The following is a 19,895-nucleotide window of genomic DNA, read 5'->3' as shown; positions in this document are numbered from 1 at the left end:
CATTTTAATAGATTAAGTTTTTGCCAACCAAAATTCTTTTTTAGATGCACCGATATCTATCATATGATTATTCATTGCCCATGAGCTTTGTTGCTGATTGAGGGCTTGTGAATTTTCCCACATGCTGTCATCAAAGAATTCAAGCATTATATTTTGCAACCAGTTTTTTCCTGACTCAGTGACTACCCATTCTGTTTGAGTTTCCTGTATCAAGTTGTCACGAATGAGGCTATCAAAGATACTTTCAAAATCGTCGTAACATTCTTTTCCCCAAGCTTTTCGGTAATGTTCTTTATCAATACGGTAATAAAGTAGATTAAAAATTATATAACGTTGTCTGCTTAATTTAGGTGTCAGCTGAATACTCGCAGTAGTAAAAGTATTTTCACCGTTAAGCACAGCATTAGTATACCGATTAATGTCTTTGGAAATACCTGTTCGACGCTGGTTGATAAAACTGTACGCACCAGGACCAAGACCTAATGCATCCACACATTCCTTCATCGTCCAATGGTTATATTTTGATTCATACCCTGGCAGAGCATAATGTTCATACATATAGTTATGCATACCTGCATCTGCAGCAAATTGTTTTATCATCTCTTGCATTTTTTTTACCATGATACTTTCGGCGTCTGCGACAGGAGACACTCTACCCGCTTTGATAAGTGATTCCTGACGGGTTCCCGGAGTAACACGATAAAGATAAGTAGTAAGGTGTTTAATACCAAGTTCATGTAATACTTTAAAATCTTTTTCCCAATGTTCCAGCGTGTGATTAGGCATGTTATACATCATATCTAGCTGGATATGCTCAAGACCGGCATCCTGTAACATACGGATTGTATCAATGGTTTGCTGAGCTTTATGGGGTGACCCAACTATTTTTAATACATCAGGCTGAAAAGATTGAGCACCTAGAGAAATTCGGTTGATAATTGAATTTGCAATAAAGAGCGTTTTTTCTTTAGTGAAATCTTTGGCATTCCCCTCTAAGGTGATCTCACAATCATCTGCCAATTTAAAATATTCATTGAGTGTAGAAAGTATTTTATTCAGGTGACTTATTTCAAGCAATGAACCTGTCCCACCTCCAATATAAACGCCTCGTAAACGTGCATTTCCCCAACGACGCATTGCAGCATGACGTTTTAAATCAAATACTAATGTTTCAACGTATCGGTCTAAAACACTCTGTGTTTTATCACTATTCATTGGCAAAAGATCGATAAAATATGGGCATGCTTTGCAACATACACGACAATATGGAACCGATAGATACATGACGAAATTAGTTCCATCATGTTCTAACTCCAGAGATTGTATCAGTTGATTCTCTAATCCTGAGTCAACAACATCATACATATCTGGAGGATAAAGAATAAATGGCATATAACAACGATTTTTATACATAGAATTTCACCTTCAGGTTGGAAAAAATTCAATTGTTATTAGAGAATAAAAAAGTGAATATTTATATCTTTGATTCACAGGTATAACAAACCCTTAAATATTGCCATAAGCAATACCATTTATTTTTATTTGAAAAAATAAACTTATAAAATCATCTTGCACAAATATTATTAAAGTAATTTATAGTGTAATACAGCCTCTTAATCTAATAATAAAAAAGATATAAGTTACCATTAATTTAATGTTATCTATGATTTTTATAATACTATGGTAATGTATGAGCATAAAATTATTTTTCCATACAAAATAATATTCATTTTAATAAAAATATTAATTTCAATATAAGATAATCAATCATTGTTGTTTTATAGCTTGTATTTATAACTCAATATTATTTATACTATTGCAACAAAAAATAATATTTATTTTTTAACTAAATTAAATACACAGATTATTGTATTTTTGATAACGCACTCAATAATGGTTTTATTTTGTAATTATTTTTCCATGTGGTGATTAATAATAAAATTAGTCAGTAAAAAAACACTAATAATTAAGCATGCATTATGTAATAAGATCAACAAAAAAATAATCAAAAAGAGCATGAAAATGTATATTTTTGCATACTACCATGTTTTTTATGTAAAAAATTCTAGTTAACGATTTTTATAAAATGCCCTATCGAAAAATATTATGAAATTTACTTATTAACCCGGTAGCGATTTCTATTTTTATAACCATATGTTTTATATTGATTTATACTACTTAAAAACAGATGTAAACTGCCACCGGTTTAATAACTACCACCGACTAAAGTCGGTAAGTTAGCGCAGCCAGGACTGACGATTGAAAGTCGTCAAACCGTTCTGTATAAACACGCATACGTCAAAATATTTACGTTCAAAGTCACCGTTTAAAGACGGTGGTTAATGGGATGGTCACCCCCAATCCTGCGAACAGGTTGCTGCGCGTTACCGTTGCCATAATTGAACCAATAAAATACTTAATTATTATTGCATGATGTTGAGGGAAACAGGCGAGAGGGTATTATGGTTAAAGCGGTTTTATTTTCAAGCCGCACGGTTAACGTTTAACCCAAATGACTCACATTCAGACTAATCAACTGTCATTACGCAATAAAATATCAATAAACTAACATTTATTAAACATTCCCTTGATAATATTAAGCATATTCGTCTGCATTTTGCCTATTCCAAAAACAAAAGCCCGACCAATATGATTAGCAAAAATAACAAATAGCCCGTTTTTCAGAGTATTATGACGGAACAATGATCCCCGTTCTATGACAAAAAACGGGTCTCACTATTTTCCTTTCGACAACATCTTCTGCATCACCATTTGCCCGAACAGGCCGGCTGATTGCCTGACCTGCCCCACGCCCTGGCTCATCATGCCGGCGACATCCCCCATCCGAACCCCTGCCCAGGCCAGTGCGCCCAGCCAGACCATTGGCAGCACAATAAACAACGTGCCCATCACCAGCCCCATAATCAAATCATCTGAAGTATTCTGAATACCGGCCAGATTCAACAGGCTGTGGGTGTCTGAGCCATACAAGGCGTCCAGTAAATAACTGTCCAGCCAACGGGCAGTTTCCCACCAGAAAGTCAGGAAATTCAACGCAAACAGGGCGAACGTCAGTGTGAGTACCGTCTTAAATTCATAGGCAGCAAACAGCAGGATCAACGGGATCAGGATATACAACGCCATCAGGATCACCGCCTGTATCATCGGCAAAACCTGACGCACCGCATCAAACGCCGGCATGCTGAGGAATCCCCCCAGCAGAGTTCCCGCAGAAGACCCCACCCGATTTGATCTGTCCCAGACCGTAAAATCGGCATTGCCGCCATACCCCGCATACACATAGCCGTCCTGAGACATTGTCAAGTTAACCGGGCTGACTAAACGGCGGATCACCGCTTCTTGATATTCACGGGTTTCCTTGCCCAGCATTTTGAGGGCTGCCGACAAACGCAACCACAATCCCGGATCAGCCTCGGCCAATACCCTGGCCTTCAGTCCGGTTTCAGGGGTTGACCACCAGGCCTGACAGGTGGGATAACCGCCCTGCCCGGTATTGGGCCGGCCAGTGTCCCTGCTTTCATTCCACGGAAATAGTACCCTGGGCATTCGGGATTGCAGCGTGTGGTAATCGCCGGATAAGAAGGTGCGACTGCCCAGCCAGTCAATATCATGCAGTGTGGCCGGATCAGAAGTTTGTCCCTGATCCCGTTGTTTCCACTGATACAACGCTAAGGCATAACAGTCATTAGTGAAATCCTGCAACTCCGCCGCCAGTGCAGGGTTGCTGATGCGGGTATGCTGCACCTCAAAGCGCACTTGCCGCAGATCCGGCCGGCAGGGAATGGAAGCGACCGCCGCTTGCGTTAATCCCTTTGACAACCGATGCACCACGGCCCACCAGAGGGGCACCGCCGCCGTCTGATTATTCAGGCTGGAGATCACCGGCGCATAACCACTTTTATCCGGCGCTTGCGGTGTCCAGGTACCACAACTTTCGGCGCGGGACTGATCGTACTGGAGGGTACTGAGGCTGACATTGACCAGCGGCACACAACACACCACCATGACGAAAAAGGCGCCATACAACGTATTTTCGAGACGGGCAAGCGACTGCAACCCGCCATGACCGTCCTCTTCGTCACCTTCCCGCACTTTCAGCCAGACTGCGATGACCTTTATCACTAAAGGGGTTGTAAACAGCCCAGTGGCAATCAATATTTGCCATAACCCGTTATTGACCACCCAACCAAGCAGGGTCAGAAAGTATTCCAGATAGCTGTTGGTGGTCATTGCGTTACCTCAATCGAGCCTGACAGGGCATATTCACCCAGCAGGATAAACAACAGACTGACCACCATCACTCGTATCAACGTTACGCGGTATTCCGGCTGCTGTATTGTTCTTTGCCAGATTTTCCATCCGCCCCAACCTAACGTGACATAAAGGCATCCCCGCCAAACCAGCCAAACCGCTTTTGTCTTCATTATCCACTGGTTCAGCGCGGACATTTTTTCGGGATACTCCATACCTGCCCAACCCATCAGCAGTGTGACGACCATGACTGCGATGAGGACCAGTAATACCCTGAACCCTTTTTTCACTTTCAGAATAGAATGCGATTTGACCGTTTCTGCCATGATCTACCTTACCTCCGTTCACTGTTAGGCATTTCCAGCTGATAAAAACGGGCATCGGTGCTGTCCGGCACCTGCTTTTGCGGATGGGTCTGGATACGGTGTGTGTCCCGTTCAATAATGGTCAGGATGGCGTTACGGGACAGTTCCCGTTTCAGCATCATTTCATTTTTCAGCGCATTGATTTCCCTGTCCAGCGCCTCAATCCGCCGTTCCCCTTCCGCCAGGGCTTCCGGCTGGGCGGCCGCATTAGGTTCTGACATGCCGGTAATCAGCATGCGCCGCATCAGCAATGCGGTCTCTGTGGTCTCAGCCATCGCCAGTTCGCCCGCCAGACGCGCGGTCAACGCGGCACTGTCCGGGTCTCGCTGCAATGCCTGAATGACACCTTTGGTGACGGCCAGGCTACCGGTTTTCAGTCTGGCCAGATTGGCGGCGGTCGGTTTTTCCGTGCCATTGACCAGCTTCACCAGTTGTTCAATATTGGTTTTGGTGCCCTCTTCCAGCATCGGCGCAAAGCCGGTGCCGGCCACCGTCGCGCCCGGCTGCTGCATTTCCCCACCGCTGGTGCATTCTGCGACATTGGCACAGGTACGGATAGCCCGGTCGCCCAGCACTTTTACCACCGCCTCCGCCGCTTCTCTGGCATTCTGGAATTGGGTACAGGCACCGCCATCACACTGTTGATGGCTGACGGAAGCCTGGCTCAGTACCGGCAGGTGATTCATCATATTAAATCCCGCGCTGGCTAAATCACGGGTGGGCCGGATGGCATTTTGTCCCTTGCCCCCCTGCTTCTTCCCGCCAAGCCACGGATGCCCGCTGGTGCCTGTGGCTTTGCTGCCGGCATTATTGACTCTTACCGCATCGGCATCCCCGCTGTTCACCTGTGTCTTATATTCCTGTAGGGCAGCCGATTGCGTCCATTTACTGTTTTGTGCAAAATCCATCATCCGTCGGGCCATGTTCTGGCAATTAAACTGGGCCTTGTCGTATGCCACATTGGCCTGTAACACACCGTTGGTCAGCATGTCATACAGCCCCGGATTGGCACGCTGAATGATCATGGCGGGTAAGCTGGCGACAGCGCCGGTGGCCCCCTGGATCACTTCACTCATCAGGTTTTTAAACCCGGCCGTAATACCGTTTAACTGATTACCGACGGTAGTTTTTAAGTCAAAATTGCCGCACATCAAATCGGAACTCCAGCCCAGCTCCAGTCCGCCCAGCGTGGTCAGGGAACGGCGGGTGGCCGGCTGTGAAATCACTGAGCCGCCCCCTAAGGTATAAAACAGCGTATCGGAGACCGCACCGGAGACATCGGCACCATAACCCAGCACACTGTTATTTACCTGTGGTAATGAGAGGGATACAACCGGTGTATTACCCTGCACAGACGCAGTTGCCAGCCCACTCAATACCAGCAATAATGCGTTTATTCTCGTCATCATTCCTCCCTTATTTCAGATATCGGTACTGCCAAGAAAACGCTGCCCGCGACGCTGGCAACAGCTGTAGGGCTGCCACAGGGCATACGCCTGGTTGCCATTGACCGCAGCCGCATGTTCGCCGTCAGGAAACACTGCGCAAGATTGACTTAACCGGGGTGATAATCGCTGCCATTGGTGATTTTGGGTGCCGGTATTTTCTGTCACTGGTTCGGGTGGCCAATAACCGTCAGCGCGTTGACCTTTTAAGGTCTGATAAACATGGGGTTGCCCGGTACGGGTGATAATATCCGCCACCCGCTGCGCCACCACGGCAGACGCTTTGTCATCATCGGTCTGATTGATGAAACCTGAGCGCGGATAAATAGTGCCCCACAGATTGGCGGCCATTTGTCTGCCCAGCTCCCGCTGGCCGGGAATAAGCGCTTCCGGGTAGAACGATTCCGGCAAACCGGTGCGCCACGCAACGGTATCTAATGTGCTGAGAAAATAAGGCACCAACGGGGTGGCCGCACTGCGGCAGGAATAGCCGGGAATTTGCCCGCCAATCAGACGGGTCGCAGGATGCCCGATGGCATCGGCATATTTAAAACGCAGGCTGGTCCGGCGCTGGCCTGCCATCTGGCTATTATGGTGGCCACCGCCCGCAGTCAGGTGGGATAACGCACCGGTGACAGCATTTTCCAGTCCGCCGGATAACCGGCTGACTTGCGCCATGTCTGCCCACGGATTGCCGCCGGGGGCGTGATAGGTGGACACCACCGCTTCGGGGAGGTAGTGCGTGACTTTAACCGACGTTTTTACCGTACAGCCATGCCAGGAACAAAACAGCCAGTAACAAATACCGCTGACCCGCCACTGGATACAGGATGGCGAGAGACCGCCGGCCACAATCTGGGCAGTGTTGAGGGAAGCCTGCGCAAAGGGAGCAAACGCCGCTATCAGCGTGATGACAACAGGAAAAGCAAGGCGGGGTGTCTTCATGGCTGGCGCTGCTCCCTGAGGGCACTTGCTTTTGCCACATCCACCGTGCCATACACCACATCCCGGTCATCAAACACCACCGCTGGATATTTACGCACACCTGATTGCCAGGCTTTAACAACAGCACGATAAGACTGAATCAGCTGCTGTTCCTGCTGATGCCATTGGGGTGATTGCAGAATAGCTTGTGCCTGAATAGCGGCTTGCTGCGGATCGGCAGAAAGGTGAGCGAAGATTTTCTGCCGCTGTTGTTCAGCCGCATCCAGCCAGACAATTTGCGTCTCCGGGGAAAAATTAACGGGAGGATGCTGACTGTCGGTATAAATCACTGTTTTGGCATGACTCGCTGATGCGGTCATCCAACCCAGCCAGAATAATAAGGTATAGCACGTTCTCATCTTCATCTTCCCATCGCTGAACACAGACGGAAAGCGTGCGGAAAAAATCCGGAGAAGTCAGCAAACAATTCTTTTTTGCCACCGGCAAAAAAAGAACCGACACCACTCATCCAATTTCTCTATATTATAAAAAATAATGAAATTAACCTTTTTAATTAATCAATCTGTGTGACAGGCAAGCTTTCCTTTTAACACTTTCATTTAATATAAACTTTCCCAAAAAAATGCCGATCAATTATTCATCGTAACATAAGAGATAGCAATCAATGAAAAACAACAAGGGATCGCTGTACCTGCAAGAATTAGCTTACTTGCGTGAAAAAGCGAAGTTGATGGCAGCCGAGTTTCCGCATCTGGAACCTTTTCTGAATAACCCTCATGATCCGGATATTGAACGCCTGTTTGAAGGGTTTTCATTATTAACCTCAAATTTACGCAGCACCGTTGAAGACGATTTTCCGCAAGTTACCCATGACATGTTGGGTCGCATCTGGCCGCATGCCCTGCGCCCTGTACCACCGACGACCATCATCCAATTCACGCCCCATCAGGGCGTTCATCAGGGTGCCGTCGATATCCCCCAGGGTGTCCCGATAACCACCGCTGAAGGGGAACACACGTTACGGTTTCGCACCTGTCGTCCCCTGCATATTGAGCCTTTTATTGTCCTGGATAAACAGATCCAAAAAACACGGGAATACAGCGAGATCATTGTAACATTGCGCCAAACGGGCACGATTTTAGACCGTTGGCAAGTGGGATTACTGCAATTTTTTCTCGGCACAGACCGTGAGCGGGCGGCTCAACTGAGTTTGTGGCTGGAACGGCGCCTCGATAATATTTACCTGCGCACGCAAAACGAAGAAAAAAGGCTCAGATACAGCAGTTTGTACAAGTGTGATACCCATGACCCTCACAGTATACTGCCCACAAGCCATAACCATTTTGACCGTCTGCAACGGATGACGGAATACTATTGCCTGCCTCATGTTTTTGATTTTGTGACCTTTGATGCGCGGGATTACCGCGAATTGCCGTTAAACCGCAACGGGTCATTTGAACTGGTATTCAGGCTGGAAGGCGAACTGCCACTGGAAACGGTGGGCGATGCGTTCCAGTTAGGCTGTGTACCCGCGGTGCATCTGGATACGATGGTCAGTCCGCCGATCCCGCTGGAGGAAAATCACGCGCATTATCCCCTGCCGTTATCAGAGACGGAGCGGTTATTCCGGTTACAGGGTGTCCAAACGGCCAGACAACCCGGCGGAAAACAATCTCACGCTAAAACCGCTCATTTCCAGCCGGTGACGCAGTTCTGCGAAAAAAGTAGCTGGCTGCGTGATGAAGGACAACCCGATAATCTCTATTTCCAGCCCCTGCTCGCCATCGATCTGCTTGGGCGTATCCAGAACCGACTCCATTTTCTGGGGGCGGATGGAAAAGAGGCCACCAGACTGCCGTCCCAACCGGTTTGTGCACACTTCATCGGCTACCATACGCAGGCCATGACATTGGAACCTGGGACGATCACTGAATCCCAGGAGTCGGTGCCTTCTCATCTGTGTGCCTGCAATATTACCCCTGTGTCACCGGATTTTCCGCCTATGGTGATGGGAAAATCCGACTGGGCGCTGATTGATAAGCTCAACCACACGCCGTTTTTGCTGTTCAATACTGAATCCCTGAAAGATTTTCTGCGTTTGTATGATTGTTATACCGGCCATGATCGCGCACTCAGCCGTCGGATACAGCAACATATTGACGGGATTGTCCGTCTGGATGCCCATTTTGACAGCCGCCTTGACTACGGTCCTGGGAGACTGGGGGGCGTTATTAATGGCAACACCCTGCATTTGCACCTTAATCCGGCCTGTTATGAAAATGACGGCATCATGTACCAGTTCTGCCAGGTGATCAGCCAACTGCTGGCGAGCTTTGTTGTCAGGGATAACTTCATCATGCTGGAAATTTATCGCCAGGATGAACAGACGGCGTTATGGGCATTTCCGCATCAACTTGGGCTGCGCCGTGAAATGTAATGAGATGAAACCGAAAATTAAGGAAACAATCATGCTAAAAAGTGGATTACGTTTTGTTTGCCGGATAGGGGGATTACCTGAGGGGACATTTGCGGTAGCCGATTTTACCCTGCGGGAAGGGCTTTCCGAGCTGTTCACCCTGAACCTGACGCTGGTTCAGTCCCTGCCCGGCAATCCCTTTATCCCGAAGCCGGAAATCGACTTAACCGCACTGCTGATGCAGGAAGCGGTACTGCAAATCTTCCACGGTATGATGGAGCAACGCAAAATCACCGGGATCATTTCCCATGCTGACTGGTGCGGCACGGATGGTAACAAAATCCTGTATACCTTTACGATACGCCCGTTCCTCTGGCGGCTGACACTCAATCAGGACAGCCATATTTATCACCGGCAAAGTGTGCCGGATATCCTGAATCTGTTGCTGAAAAAACACCATGTTCGTGCTGATTCAAAGCTGGAAGATGCCCATCAAAGCCGGGAATACATCACCCAGAAGCGGGAATCCGATTATGCTTTTTTTTGCCGGTTAGCCGCGGAAGAGGGAATAAGTTTCTGGTTTGAGGATGAAACCCTGTTTTTCAGTGACAGCCATCTGCCTATGGCGGCAGACCTGACGCTCAGTTACAACGCCCAGCCGGAAACGGCGCACGGGATCGATACGATTTATCAGGTTCGCCTGGGGGTGGGGATGACACCCCAGCGCACCATCAACAAGGATTTCAATCCCGAACGGCCGTTTTACGCGCTCTCCCATCTGGAAAGCCACCCTGACTATCAGGCAGTTGGCACACTGACGCCGTATACGGTTTACGAAAGTTATGGCCGTTTTCAGAAGGATGCCGAAGCCAAACCGTTCGTTAAGTACCGCCACGAAGCCCTGAAAAACCAGATGCAGAGTGGCAACGGGCAAAGTAACTGCATCAAACTGATGCCGGGACAAATTTTTAACATCGCTGCCCATCCCCATGCCCCGCTCAATACCTGCTGGCAGATTGTCGGGATCAGCCATCAGGGTCGCTGTCCGCAGGCACTGGGTGACAGTGGCGGCGAGGGTACCACACTCAGCAATCATTTCAGTTTTATCGATGGCTATGCCGATTACCGCCCGCCGTTTCACTATAAGCCCCTGGCGGATGGTGATGAGAGTGCCACCGTGGTCGGACCGGAAGGCGAAGAAATCTTCGTTAACAAAGACGGTGCAATTAAAGTCCATTTCCACTGGAACCGCTACGACAAAGCCGATGACAGTGCATCCTGCTAGGTTAGGGTGGCTCAGGGCTGGAACGGCAACGGTTTTGGCTTTATGGCAATACCCCGTATCGGGCAGGAAGTGATAGTTTCTTACCTTAACGGCGATATTGACCGGCCAATAGTGACCGGCAGTGTCTATAACGCCGTCAACCGCCCGCCGCTGGATTTACCCGCCGCCAAGACCCGCACTACCTTTAAAACCAAAACCCACAAAGGCGAAGGCTTCAACGAACTGCGCTTTGAAGATGCGAAAGGCAGCGAAGAAGTGTTTATTCATGCCCAAAAAGACATGAAAACCACCGTACTCAACAACCGCGAAACCCATGTGCTGGCCAGCCACAGCGAAACCGTTGAGAAAAACCAGACCATCAATGTGTTCGAGCACAAGGAAGAGGACATCGGGATCACCCATACGCACACGGTCGGCGAATCGTTAGCCATCACGGTCGGCGATGTGATTGAACTGCGTTGCGGCAGCAGCTGTCTGCGGATGGACAAGTTCGGCAATGTCACGATCCAGGGCACCAAATTCCTGTTTGACGCCGCCGATGCTATCCAAATCAGTGCGCAAGACATTGATCTGAACTAAGGAGCCAAACGATGGAATTCAGAAACCTGACCCCGTTTTCTGTCATTAATTACAAAATGCTGGATACCGACGACGAGGAATATCATGTTGTTGCCATGAAAATCGTCTATCAGCTCCAGCCGGTGGGTTCGGGGCATTATCAGCCTGTACTGGCCACCCCTTATGGCGAACTGACGGTACAGGATAGTTTTTCCGGCGAAATGAACCAGTCATCGGTTTTGCAGGAAAGTGATTTGGCACCGCTGAAATTCAAATGTGATGTGATTGTCAATGGTGTCGCCTATGCGCCAGGGGGGGAAGCCTGTGAAAAAATACCTGTCCGGTTACAGGTCACCACGCATAACGGACAAGCACTGATCGATAAAACCCTGCATGTCTGGGGAGAGCGCGAGTTTCAGCGTACATCACAAGGCAAATGGCAACTGACACCGCCCCAAAAATTCACGACGTTAGCGGTGGATTACCGTTATGCCTTTGGCGGGGAATGCAAAGTGTATGAAAAGGATGACGCGGCTGCCTCCGTGCCCGAAGAAACCCGCCTGACCGACACCCAGCGGGCACAACACCCGGAAAAAGAAAATTCCCCTATTGCCCATGCAACATGGGAATACAATCCGCTGGGGACGGGCTTTATCACCCCGTGGTATGCGAAGGCAAAAGATCTTGCCCACTACCCGGCACCGCGCATTGAGCACCCTGATGCCCCGGTAACGGCAGACCACTTTGCACAGTGGCTGAATTCACCGCCGTCCATCACGGAAAAGATTTGTCACCCTGCGGGACTGGGTATTATCGGGCGTGCCTGGCTGCCCCGCCGCACACTGGCAGGCACCTATGATGAACAGTGGCTGGCAGAACGCCACCCTTATCTGCCCGATGATTTCAGTTTTCGTTACTGGAATAACGCGCCGGACGACCAGCAAATTGACTTTCCCGCCCCTGATATCCGTATCAGCCTGTTCAACCTGACCCCTGACGGTGAATTGCATGTCCAGTTGCCAGGGCACCGGCCGCTGATTTTGTTGAGAATGCTCAGTGGTGAAATGCTCCCGGAACGGATGTACGCCGATACCCTTATTATCGACAGCGAAGCGCTCACGCTCGCCATGACTTACCGTTACCACATTGAAGCTACATCGCCCCTGCGGGTGATGGAAGCCCGTTTTGAAATGGATCCCAATGCACCATTGATAAGAATTGCATCACCGGATGCCAAAGACGAGAGGGAGATACCTATTTATGGCTGATAATTACATTGCCCGGACAGGCACCCAGTGGATGGTCATCGGCATTTTACCTGATGTCTGCAAAACCCCGATGGGCTCTTCCACGCCTCCCATTCCTTACCCCGTGATGGCCAAACTGGCAGACAGTTCAGTGCCGGTAAAATCCGTGCGCGCCAATGGCAAACCCATTGTGGTCTTTGCGCAGTCGTTTGTTCCCCAGACACTGGGTGATGAGCCCGGTGTGGCGAATGGCATCAAAAGCGGTACGGTGGGCGGTAAATGCCATCCCAAAGAGCAGGAGCATGCAAAAAGCGTGCGTGTCGGCAATAAATTGCTGTTGCGCCACGGTGACAAATTCTGGATGAACGGAGCATAAGGATATGGCAAAAATCAAAAAAATCCCGCCTAAACCGGCGAGTGGTGACCCATTATGGAAAAAACGGACGCATAACGATGCCCCGACCGGTGAGGGGAATACGCTAGGGGAAATTACCGGGCAACCGCCGAAATCGACTGAGGTGCCTAAAGAAGCTAATCCCGTTATCAAGCCAAATACCCCGGGTGAGGAAGGGTTCTGGGGAAAAGTCGGCGATGTGGGAACCGGTATCCTGAAAAATCTGGGAAATACGGCCATTGATATTGCTGAAGTTGTGTATAAAGGCCATCAGGCTGATGCTGCGGTGGATATGAGACTGGAAGCATTAGCACATAAAGCAGCGGGGAATGAAGCAGAAGCGGATCGGTTAACGAATAAGGCTGATGCACTCATGGAAAACGCGAATCTGGATGAATACCGGTTTAAACCAGAAGGCGCGGCAGAAGAATTGGGGGATACCCTCGCTGACTTAAATCCCAAAGGGATAATCAAGCAAGCGGTGAAAGGTATCGCTAAAGGCGGATCAAAGGCAATGTCAATCATCGCTGGCAAGGAAAAAGGCGTTGCGCGAAAAAACTCCAGAGCTAAACGACGAGAGAACAGGGCGGCTGAAAGAGATAAAAAAACACCCCCCAAAGATCCAGACGAGCTGAAAAAAGAGCTAAAAGAAAAACAGCAAAATAAAGGGGGTAAAGTCAAAGGGGTTAAGAAGACTAAGGTACCATGTTTTGATCCCTATGACAGTGATAGATATAAGTCATTTAAAACCCCTGAAGAAAGAAAAGCATTTCTGGAAGAGTATGCGGATCAGTTACGTGGCCAGCAAGCCGCTATTAATGATATGTCACCTGAAGAATTCCAAATTGCCAGACAGGCATATGACACAGATTCCGCAAAAGGCAGGGAAGAAGGTAAAAAAGGTGCGGGACGTCATAACAAGGCTGAATCAGCACAGCGTCGAGCAAAAAGGATGAAAACGAAAGAAATCAGGGACAATATGACACAACGTCATATAAATAACGGGATGCCGGAAAAGGAAGCAAAAAAAATAGCAAAAGAAAGAGCACCAAAAGCCCTTGATGGATTGGCTGCATTACATGAACCGGATATGGTGGCTGGTGGTAAGTTTAAGTACACTACAAAAAGATTTGGTGACAAAGGAATTAATAGTGCCATTGGTAGTAGCTGGAGATCACGTTTAAAGACATTAGATGATGCAGCTAAAGCAGCTATTGAAAATGGTTTGGGTGACGCTAAAATGAATGTACAATTAGAAGTGTGCAAAGGAAAGGGGAAATAAATTATGCGAGATCATTATTTCAATGAATTTATTGACGAATTTGGGGAAGCGACTCAAAATATACCTGTACCTGGTGAAGCTATCGAAAAATGGAAAGGAAGATTACCTGATAGATTGCTACATTATTGGAAAACAGAAGGTTGGAACAGCTACCAAAACGGTTTATTCAGTCTCGTAAATCCTGATGTTTATGAAAGCATTGTGGATATGTGGCTGGAAGATACCCCGTTTGAATCAATGGATGCTTACCATGTTATTGCTAGAAGTGGTTTCGGTGATCTTTGTCTTTGTGGCGAGAAAACTGGGACAAATTTAAAAATATCATGTGCATTCAACACGATTTATTATAATAAAGGTAATTTTTACGATAAAAACAAGGAAAGTCATGATCTCGACATTTCCGCTTTCTTGTCAAGTAAGTCACCAGATTCATTCGATATCGAAGATGATGATGATATATGGCTTTTTTTTAGAGCCGTAGAAAAATATGGTCCATTAAATGAAAATCAAATATTTGGTTTTGAACCTGCAATATTTTTAGGTGGTGATGTCGACTTAGAAAACATAAGAAAACTAGATTTATATATTCACTTAGATATTTTAGGTCAATTTTCAAAACCAATTATAGAAGAGGTCTAAATAGACTAAATAGTATTAACTTAGACTTGATTTGGCAGTGATCCTTTATTTATGGAGTGTGCCAGATCAAGCCCAATTTAACGCACTTCCACCACCGACCACACGCAAACGCCAAATGATGCTAGGCATTGCGCACCCAGCTATCCGATTTTGCCCAAAAGACCCATTTAGCCTGAGCTTCTGAAAAACCTGAACTGGCGGTGAGGTAATCCATGGAAGTCACACAAAACTCCCGCGCCCAGCCATCGTAGAGATAAAAACTCCCCCATTCCTCGTAGAGCTGTTCGAGTGCATATTTGGAGGCTATGGGCAATATACACCTAAAAAAATGGGTGATTCTGGAATTAACAGTGCCATAGGCGGTAGCTGGAAAGGCGGAAGAATAAAAGCTCTTGATAATGCAGCGAAAGAGGCAGTTGACAGTGGATTGGGTGACGCTAAGATGAACATTCAATTAGAATTATGTCGGGGTAAGGGGAAAAAATAATGCGTGATGAATTTTTCGAATGTTTTATTCAAGACCTTGGAGAAGCGACACAGCATAGAACAGTTCCTTCTGAAACTGTAGAAAAATGGAGGGGAAAATTACCCAATAAATTATTGCACTACTGGGAAACTGAAGGTTGGAACAGCTACCAAGATGGATTATTTAGCATTGTAAACCCCGATGACTATGAAGATATTGTCGATATGTGGCTAGAAGATACCCCATTTGAATCAATGGACGCCTATCATGTTATTGCTAAAAGTGGCTTTGGCGATCTTTATCTTATAGGTGAAACAACTGGTAAGAATGTGTCAATATCATGTGTTTTTAATACCATTATTCATGTAAAAAAAGAATTCTACAAAAAAAGTAATCAAGATTTAGATGTTGGTGTCTTTTTTGCTAACAGAACTGTACGCTCTTTTGATTTAACTGGAAGTGGGAAAACTGGTGTTTTTTCCAGAGCAGTTAAAAAATATGGCCCATTAAATGAAAATGAAATTTTCGGTTTTGAGCCTGCCGTTGTATTAGGTGGTGAAATTAAACTCGAAAATGTCAGAAAATTGGACATGCGTATCCATTTGGATATTCTTCGTCAATTTGCAGATCCAGATATTCAAGAGATTTGATTATTTACTTTCTGATATTTATTGCTAAAGTGGCTGTATCGGCAGCCACTTACTCCCCCTTAAATGTATTAGAGCGGTGTTAAATAGCATTACTTACCACACGCAAATCCTGTCATCGGCCAGCCATTTCGCATCCACCGGTCTGTTTCTGCCCAAAACGCCCATTTTGCCTGATGCTCTGCTGAACCTGAGCTGGCCGCCAGATAATCCGTTGATGTCACGTAAAATTCCCGCGCCCAGCCATCATAAAGATAAAAGTTCCCCCATTCCTCATAGAGCCGTTCCAGGGCATATTTGGTGGCAATCCGGCTGCCGAGTGATTGGCAAAGCTGTTTCGCATGAGAATAAAAGTCTTTTGTCAGGCCGGAGCGCTCAAACCAGGTGTGAACCGTCAAGGTCAGTGCGACCTGTTGCCCGGTCTCATCAGTACCGGTGAGCCTGACTCCGTCAGGATTTTGTTGCACCGTCACCCCATCCCCCGATACCGTCACCGAGGGTGAATCACTCTGCCAGTTCACCCGGCCTGTATTGCCGGCCGTGATAAGGCGAAATTTTGCGCCACGCCAGAGTACGGAAGGCCCCCGGAGACCAAACGATTTCTGGTTGGCATTGCCGCCCTGGCGGTCAACGGCAACGGTATCAACCAGGCGTAACGGCAGGATAAATTCCACAGAAGAAGCGACTTGCTGCGCACCCACTTCAGCAGTGACCGAAGCCTGTCCAGCATGACGACTGACAAGGGTTGCTGTTGCATTTCCCTGACGGTCTGTCCTGTCTTCTGCAAAAATCATCTCGCCAAGGTTGCCAGACCAGTCAACCGCTTTATCCGCAAGCCCCTGCCTATGAATATCGGTAACGGTGACAGTAAAAGTCACCCGATCTTCGCCATCCGCCGCAGCACGGGTTTTATTGACCCGAATGGTGGATAACAGCACTTCATCAAAGGTGACAATAGGGGCAGCCACTTTATGATCGCCGACCTGGATCTGAACCTGGTGCTCCCCTGCAAACGTACTCCTCAGCTGAACCTGCGCTTGCCCCTGAGGGTCGGTTTGTGTCCATTCTGAAGACAACACACCGTGATCTGCTTGCCAACTCACCGGCTGATTTGCCACAGGTGATCCCAATGAATCTCGCACTATAGCCGTTAACACAATCGTATCCTGCCCATCACTTTTAGCCCTGACTTTGTCCACCGTGATAGCGGGTTTCAGCCGGCGTTCAAACGTCACCGGAGCAGCATCAAGGGTTTTTCCCGCCACCTCGGCTTTCACCGTTGCCCTCCCTGCGATGCGGCTGATTAACCGGGCTGTCGCTTCTCCCTGACTGTTTGTTTGCTCTTGCCTGTCCAGCAGTTGCCCGTTATCCGCAGACCATTGCACTTTGCCGTGGGCAACGGGGTGATCTGCTGCATCGCGCACGTTCACCGTATAAAGAATGCTGTCCTGACCATCGGCCATCGCGATTTGTTTGTCCGCCTGAAGTGTGTGCGTTAACGAAGCGATAAAAGTAATCGGAGAAACCATCACCATTTCACTGCCAACCGCCACTTCAACTTCTGCATTTCCTGATACTTTGCTGGTTAAATAGGCGGTGGCCTGCCCTTTCGCATCAGTCATTAATGAAAATGCGGAGAACTGCCCCAGGCTGGTTTGCCAGCCAACAGCCTGATTGGGCACAGGTTGACCACCGGCGTTTTTAACCGTGACCGTCAAGGTTACCCTTGCTTTTCCATCCGCCTTAACGCTGTGCTTATCAATGGTGATTTCGGGTATCAGCACCGCATCAAACTGGACTGAAGGTGCAACAGCAACCTCTCCATCCACGGAAACACGTACTGTGTGCAGCCCCTGCTGACGACTGTGCAGCACGACCGATGCCTGCCCCTGCGCATCCGTATCCTGCCGGGTTTGGGATAATTCGCCTTTATCACTTGACCAGATAACAGCCTGAGTGGAAACAGGAGCGCCTTCCTGATCAATGACAAGGACGGTATAGAGCACACTGTCATGACCATCGGCTTTGGCCTGCGTTTTATTCGCTGTCACCTGTAATTGTTTTTCGGTCGGCAGACTCACTAGCAGGATTTCTGCCCGGTTGGAGCGGTTACCCCGGCTGTCGATAGCTATTCCCGAAAGCCGGACGGGCTTTTCCGTGGTTTTCGGCAACCGTAATGTCACTTTACCTGGTTGCTGATCAAGTATTTTTCCGCCTGCCTGCTGTAATTCAGCCGTATCCAGCGCTAAACGTGCCAGAGGATATTGGGATTGGATAATCGGTACAAAGGTCACTTCCTTGCCTTCATATCCGTTGATTGATGCAGGGAAAGCCAGTGTCAGCAACGTTTGCTTCTGATAATCCAGTACTATATCACTGCGCCGGTTCACAAAATCCCACTGACTGGATCTCAGGCTACGCAGGGGAGCGACGGCGTTCGGGTCAAGCTGATGGCTGAACGGAACACCCAACCGATAATTGAGGTTCAGGGTAAAACGGTTCTCACTGACCCCTTGCTTACCCTGCCGAAAATCGGCACCCAGTGTGACTAAGGGGACTGGCGTGTAAGTCAGCCCGGCGATGACGCTGTACGGATTTTTCTGGCGTTCGGATCCACCGAATAAGGCAACCTGCTGCCCATCATAGTGTTCATACGTCAACTGCCCGCCCCAGTGAGGAAAAGCCGGCAAATACGCTTCGGCCTGAATATCCCAGCCATTGGCCGGTCTTGCATCGAAATCGGTGAGCCGGGCGGGTTTCCAGTGAGATAAGCGCTGGTAAAGGTTGGCAGACAGTTTGACGTTATCATGCCAGGCTTCCAGCCCGATGCTGTAACGGTGATGCTGCTCCGGCCACAACGCATCCCAGAAGATATTGGCACCCCAGAGCCAGTCATCGGCGACATAGCGATAGCCGAATCCAAGTGTGGTTGTTGTCTGGCCGTGGTGGGTTTTTACCCCTGACTGGTTGAATGCGGTACCCGAAACCGAGTGATAAAAAGGCAGCAATCCATCCAATGCAATGTCTTTTAACGCAAAATGGCTGTCGAAAGGCAGTGTGAGGCGGGCATTGCCGTATTGGTTCAACCACGGTGTCAGTGTTGATGTCACCGCAGACGATAATTGCTGGGCAGCCAGTGTTTTTGCCGCTTCGCTGGGTGACTGCGATTGAGTCAGTTGCCCCCACTGGGTGGTGATTTCGGCCAGTTTTTGTGCCGGCAGATCTTGGTTTTGATCTTCTGGCCTGGCCTGGCCGGGAAAACTCAGCGACAGACTTAACCCGCTAATAATCAGCCATTTTGTTCTATTGTGCCAGGTGGATTGTTTTTTTTGCACCACGGATTGTGACCCTTTTCATTCATACTGAAAGGGGTAACATGCAGAAAAAGGGCGTCAAATACTGCGGTTAATTCTTTTTCTCATGGTGAAAATTACCTGGATCAGCGATGAACAGGAACCCCGTTAAATGTATGCGTACAGCACTGACACTGGACAGGAATATCATTTACTGACAGATTTGGGTTTACCTTCCTTAAAAAACCTGATCCATCGACGAACAACCCGTTGTAATAACTGGATTCACCACAGCGGATATACTCTCGTTGTTCATGCTCATGTAACGCCACTAGCCAAAATAAAGGTTCTGGACTGTCCAGTCGCTGAATGGCTTCACTGTGAATTGCATCCCATTTTTCGCCGACTTTACTCAATAAAAACATAAAAAGTGGCGTGTAATCTAAGCCGCGTTTTTGCTTGCCTTTCATAGACAGAAAGCAGGGCATATCTTCCCTGATTAATTTTTGTCTGGCTCGTTCCCATCGATATTCACCGCCATGATGAAAAACGAAATGAGTTGTCGTATTGACCCGGCGATAAAGTTTCTTTTTTCCATGATTGGATTGATGTTTTTTCATTCTTATATTCATCTCACTTTT

General features: G+C 47.9%; 17 protein-coding genes and 1 pseudogene. 9 read left to right on the top strand and 9 right to left on the bottom strand.

Features of this window, described 5'->3' with window-relative positions; all coding sequences use genetic code 11:
* Positions 1 to 12: 12 nt before the first annotated feature.
* The 6 genes from ACE1SE_RS04865 to ACE1SE_RS04840 form a co-directional block, all read right to left on the bottom strand.
* Entirely contained in the window at positions 13 to 1,413 is a 1,401-nt protein-coding gene (locus tag ACE1SE_RS04865) for a coproporphyrinogen-III oxidase family protein (RefSeq protein ID WP_374052882.1), read from the bottom strand.
* A gap of 1,323 nt (positions 1,414 to 2,736) precedes the next feature.
* The gene (locus ACE1SE_RS04860; protein ID WP_374052881.1) at positions 2,737 to 4,251 is read right to left on the bottom strand and encodes a conjugal transfer protein TraG N-terminal domain-containing protein; all 1,515 of its coding nucleotides are present in this window, start codon (positions 4,249 to 4,251) and stop codon (positions 2,737 to 2,739) included.
* Positions 4,248 to 4,598, bottom strand: a complete 351-nt coding sequence (locus ACE1SE_RS04855) for a hypothetical protein (protein ID WP_374052880.1) — start codon at positions 4,596 to 4,598, stop codon at positions 4,248 to 4,250. Before ACE1SE_RS04855 ends, ACE1SE_RS04860 begins: the two co-directional genes overlap by 4 nt.
* Positions 4,599 to 4,606: 8 nt before the next feature.
* Entirely contained in the window at positions 4,607 to 6,046 is a 1,440-nt protein-coding gene (locus ACE1SE_RS04850) for an integrating conjugative element protein (protein WP_374052879.1), read from the bottom strand.
* Positions 6,047 to 6,058: 12 nt separating this feature from the next.
* Positions 6,059 to 7,027, bottom strand: a complete 969-nt coding sequence (locus ACE1SE_RS04845) for a TIGR03756 family integrating conjugative element protein (protein ID WP_374052878.1) — start codon at positions 7,025 to 7,027, stop codon at positions 6,059 to 6,061.
* The gene (locus ACE1SE_RS04840; protein WP_374052877.1) at positions 7,024 to 7,431 is read right to left on the bottom strand and encodes a TIGR03757 family integrating conjugative element protein; all 408 of its coding nucleotides are present in this window, start codon (positions 7,429 to 7,431) and stop codon (positions 7,024 to 7,026) included. The genes ACE1SE_RS04845 and ACE1SE_RS04840 overlap by 4 nt, the downstream gene beginning before the upstream one ends.
* 260 nt (positions 7,432 to 7,691) lie before the next feature.
* Between ACE1SE_RS04840 and ACE1SE_RS04835 the strand changes: the two genes are divergently transcribed.
* From ACE1SE_RS04835 to ACE1SE_RS04805, 7 genes and pseudogenes are all read left to right on the top strand, one after another.
* Positions 7,692 to 9,464 carry a type VI secretion system baseplate subunit TssF gene (locus tag ACE1SE_RS04835; RefSeq protein ID WP_374052876.1) on the top strand — a complete coding sequence of 591 codons (1,773 nt, stop codon included), beginning with the start codon at positions 7,692 to 7,694 and terminating at the stop codon, positions 9,462 to 9,464.
* Positions 9,406 to 10,947, top strand: a pseudogene (gene tssI, locus ACE1SE_RS04830) (type VI secretion system tip protein TssI/VgrG); the annotation flags it as partial. The gene ACE1SE_RS04835 and the pseudogene tssI, both read left to right, overlap by 59 nt.
* Before the next feature lie 3 nt (positions 10,948 to 10,950).
* On the top strand, positions 10,951 to 11,307 hold the full coding sequence (locus tag ACE1SE_RS04825; RefSeq protein WP_374053591.1) for a bacteriophage T4 gp5 trimerization domain-containing protein: 357 nt from the start codon (positions 10,951 to 10,953) through the stop codon (positions 11,305 to 11,307).
* Between the two features lie 11 nt (positions 11,308 to 11,318).
* Complete coding sequence (locus ACE1SE_RS04820; protein WP_374052875.1) at positions 11,319 to 12,554, top strand: DUF2169 family type VI secretion system accessory protein; 1,236 nt, start codon at positions 11,319 to 11,321, stop codon at positions 12,552 to 12,554.
* Complete coding sequence (locus ACE1SE_RS04815) at positions 12,517 to 12,909, top strand: DUF4150 domain-containing protein (protein WP_374052874.1); 393 nt, start codon at positions 12,517 to 12,519, stop codon at positions 12,907 to 12,909. Before ACE1SE_RS04820 ends, ACE1SE_RS04815 begins: the two co-directional genes overlap by 38 nt.
* A gap of 4 nt (positions 12,910 to 12,913) precedes the next feature.
* Positions 12,914 to 14,209 carry a polymorphic toxin type 15 domain-containing protein gene (locus tag ACE1SE_RS04810; RefSeq protein WP_374052873.1) on the top strand — a complete coding sequence of 432 codons (1,296 nt, stop codon included), beginning with the start codon at positions 12,914 to 12,916 and terminating at the stop codon, positions 14,207 to 14,209.
* Between the two features lie 3 nt (positions 14,210 to 14,212).
* Positions 14,213 to 14,848, top strand: coding sequence for a GAD-like domain-containing protein (locus tag ACE1SE_RS04805; RefSeq protein ID WP_374052872.1), 636 nt, complete (start codon positions 14,213 to 14,215; stop codon positions 14,846 to 14,848).
* A gap of 121 nt (positions 14,849 to 14,969) precedes the next feature.
* Here the strand turns inward: ACE1SE_RS04805 and ACE1SE_RS04800 are convergent, their stop codons facing one another.
* Positions 14,970 to 15,161, bottom strand: coding sequence for a hypothetical protein (locus ACE1SE_RS04800; protein WP_374052871.1), 192 nt, complete (start codon positions 15,159 to 15,161; stop codon positions 14,970 to 14,972).
* A gap of 15 nt (positions 15,162 to 15,176) precedes the next feature.
* Here ACE1SE_RS04800 and ACE1SE_RS04795 point away from each other — a divergent pair, with 15 nt between their 5' ends.
* Positions 15,177 to 15,335, top strand: coding sequence for a polymorphic toxin type 15 domain-containing protein (locus ACE1SE_RS04795; protein WP_374052870.1), 159 nt, complete (start codon positions 15,177 to 15,179; stop codon positions 15,333 to 15,335).
* Positions 15,335 to 15,964, top strand: a complete 630-nt coding sequence (locus ACE1SE_RS04790) for a GAD-like domain-containing protein (protein ID WP_374052869.1) — start codon at positions 15,335 to 15,337, stop codon at positions 15,962 to 15,964. Before ACE1SE_RS04795 ends, ACE1SE_RS04790 begins: the two co-directional genes overlap by 1 nt.
* Positions 15,965 to 16,053: 89 nt before the next feature.
* On the opposite strand, the gene ACE1SE_RS04785 is transcribed toward ACE1SE_RS04790, so the two are convergent.
* Positions 16,054 to 19,296, bottom strand: coding sequence for an Ig-like domain-containing protein (locus tag ACE1SE_RS04785; protein ID WP_374052868.1), 3,243 nt, complete (start codon positions 19,294 to 19,296; stop codon positions 16,054 to 16,056).
* Between the two features lie 104 nt (positions 19,297 to 19,400).
* Entirely contained in the window at positions 19,401 to 19,874 is a 474-nt protein-coding gene (locus ACE1SE_RS04780; RefSeq protein WP_374052867.1) for a hypothetical protein, read from the bottom strand.
* Between the last annotated feature and the right edge of the window lie 21 nt (positions 19,875 to 19,895).

The sequence above is a fragment of the Xenorhabdus taiwanensis genome (assembly GCF_036512875.1).
In the GTDB taxonomy this organism is placed as follows: Bacteria; Pseudomonadota; Gammaproteobacteria; order Enterobacterales; family Enterobacteriaceae; genus Xenorhabdus; species Xenorhabdus taiwanensis.
This window is presented reverse-complemented; position numbering and strand designations above follow the sequence as displayed.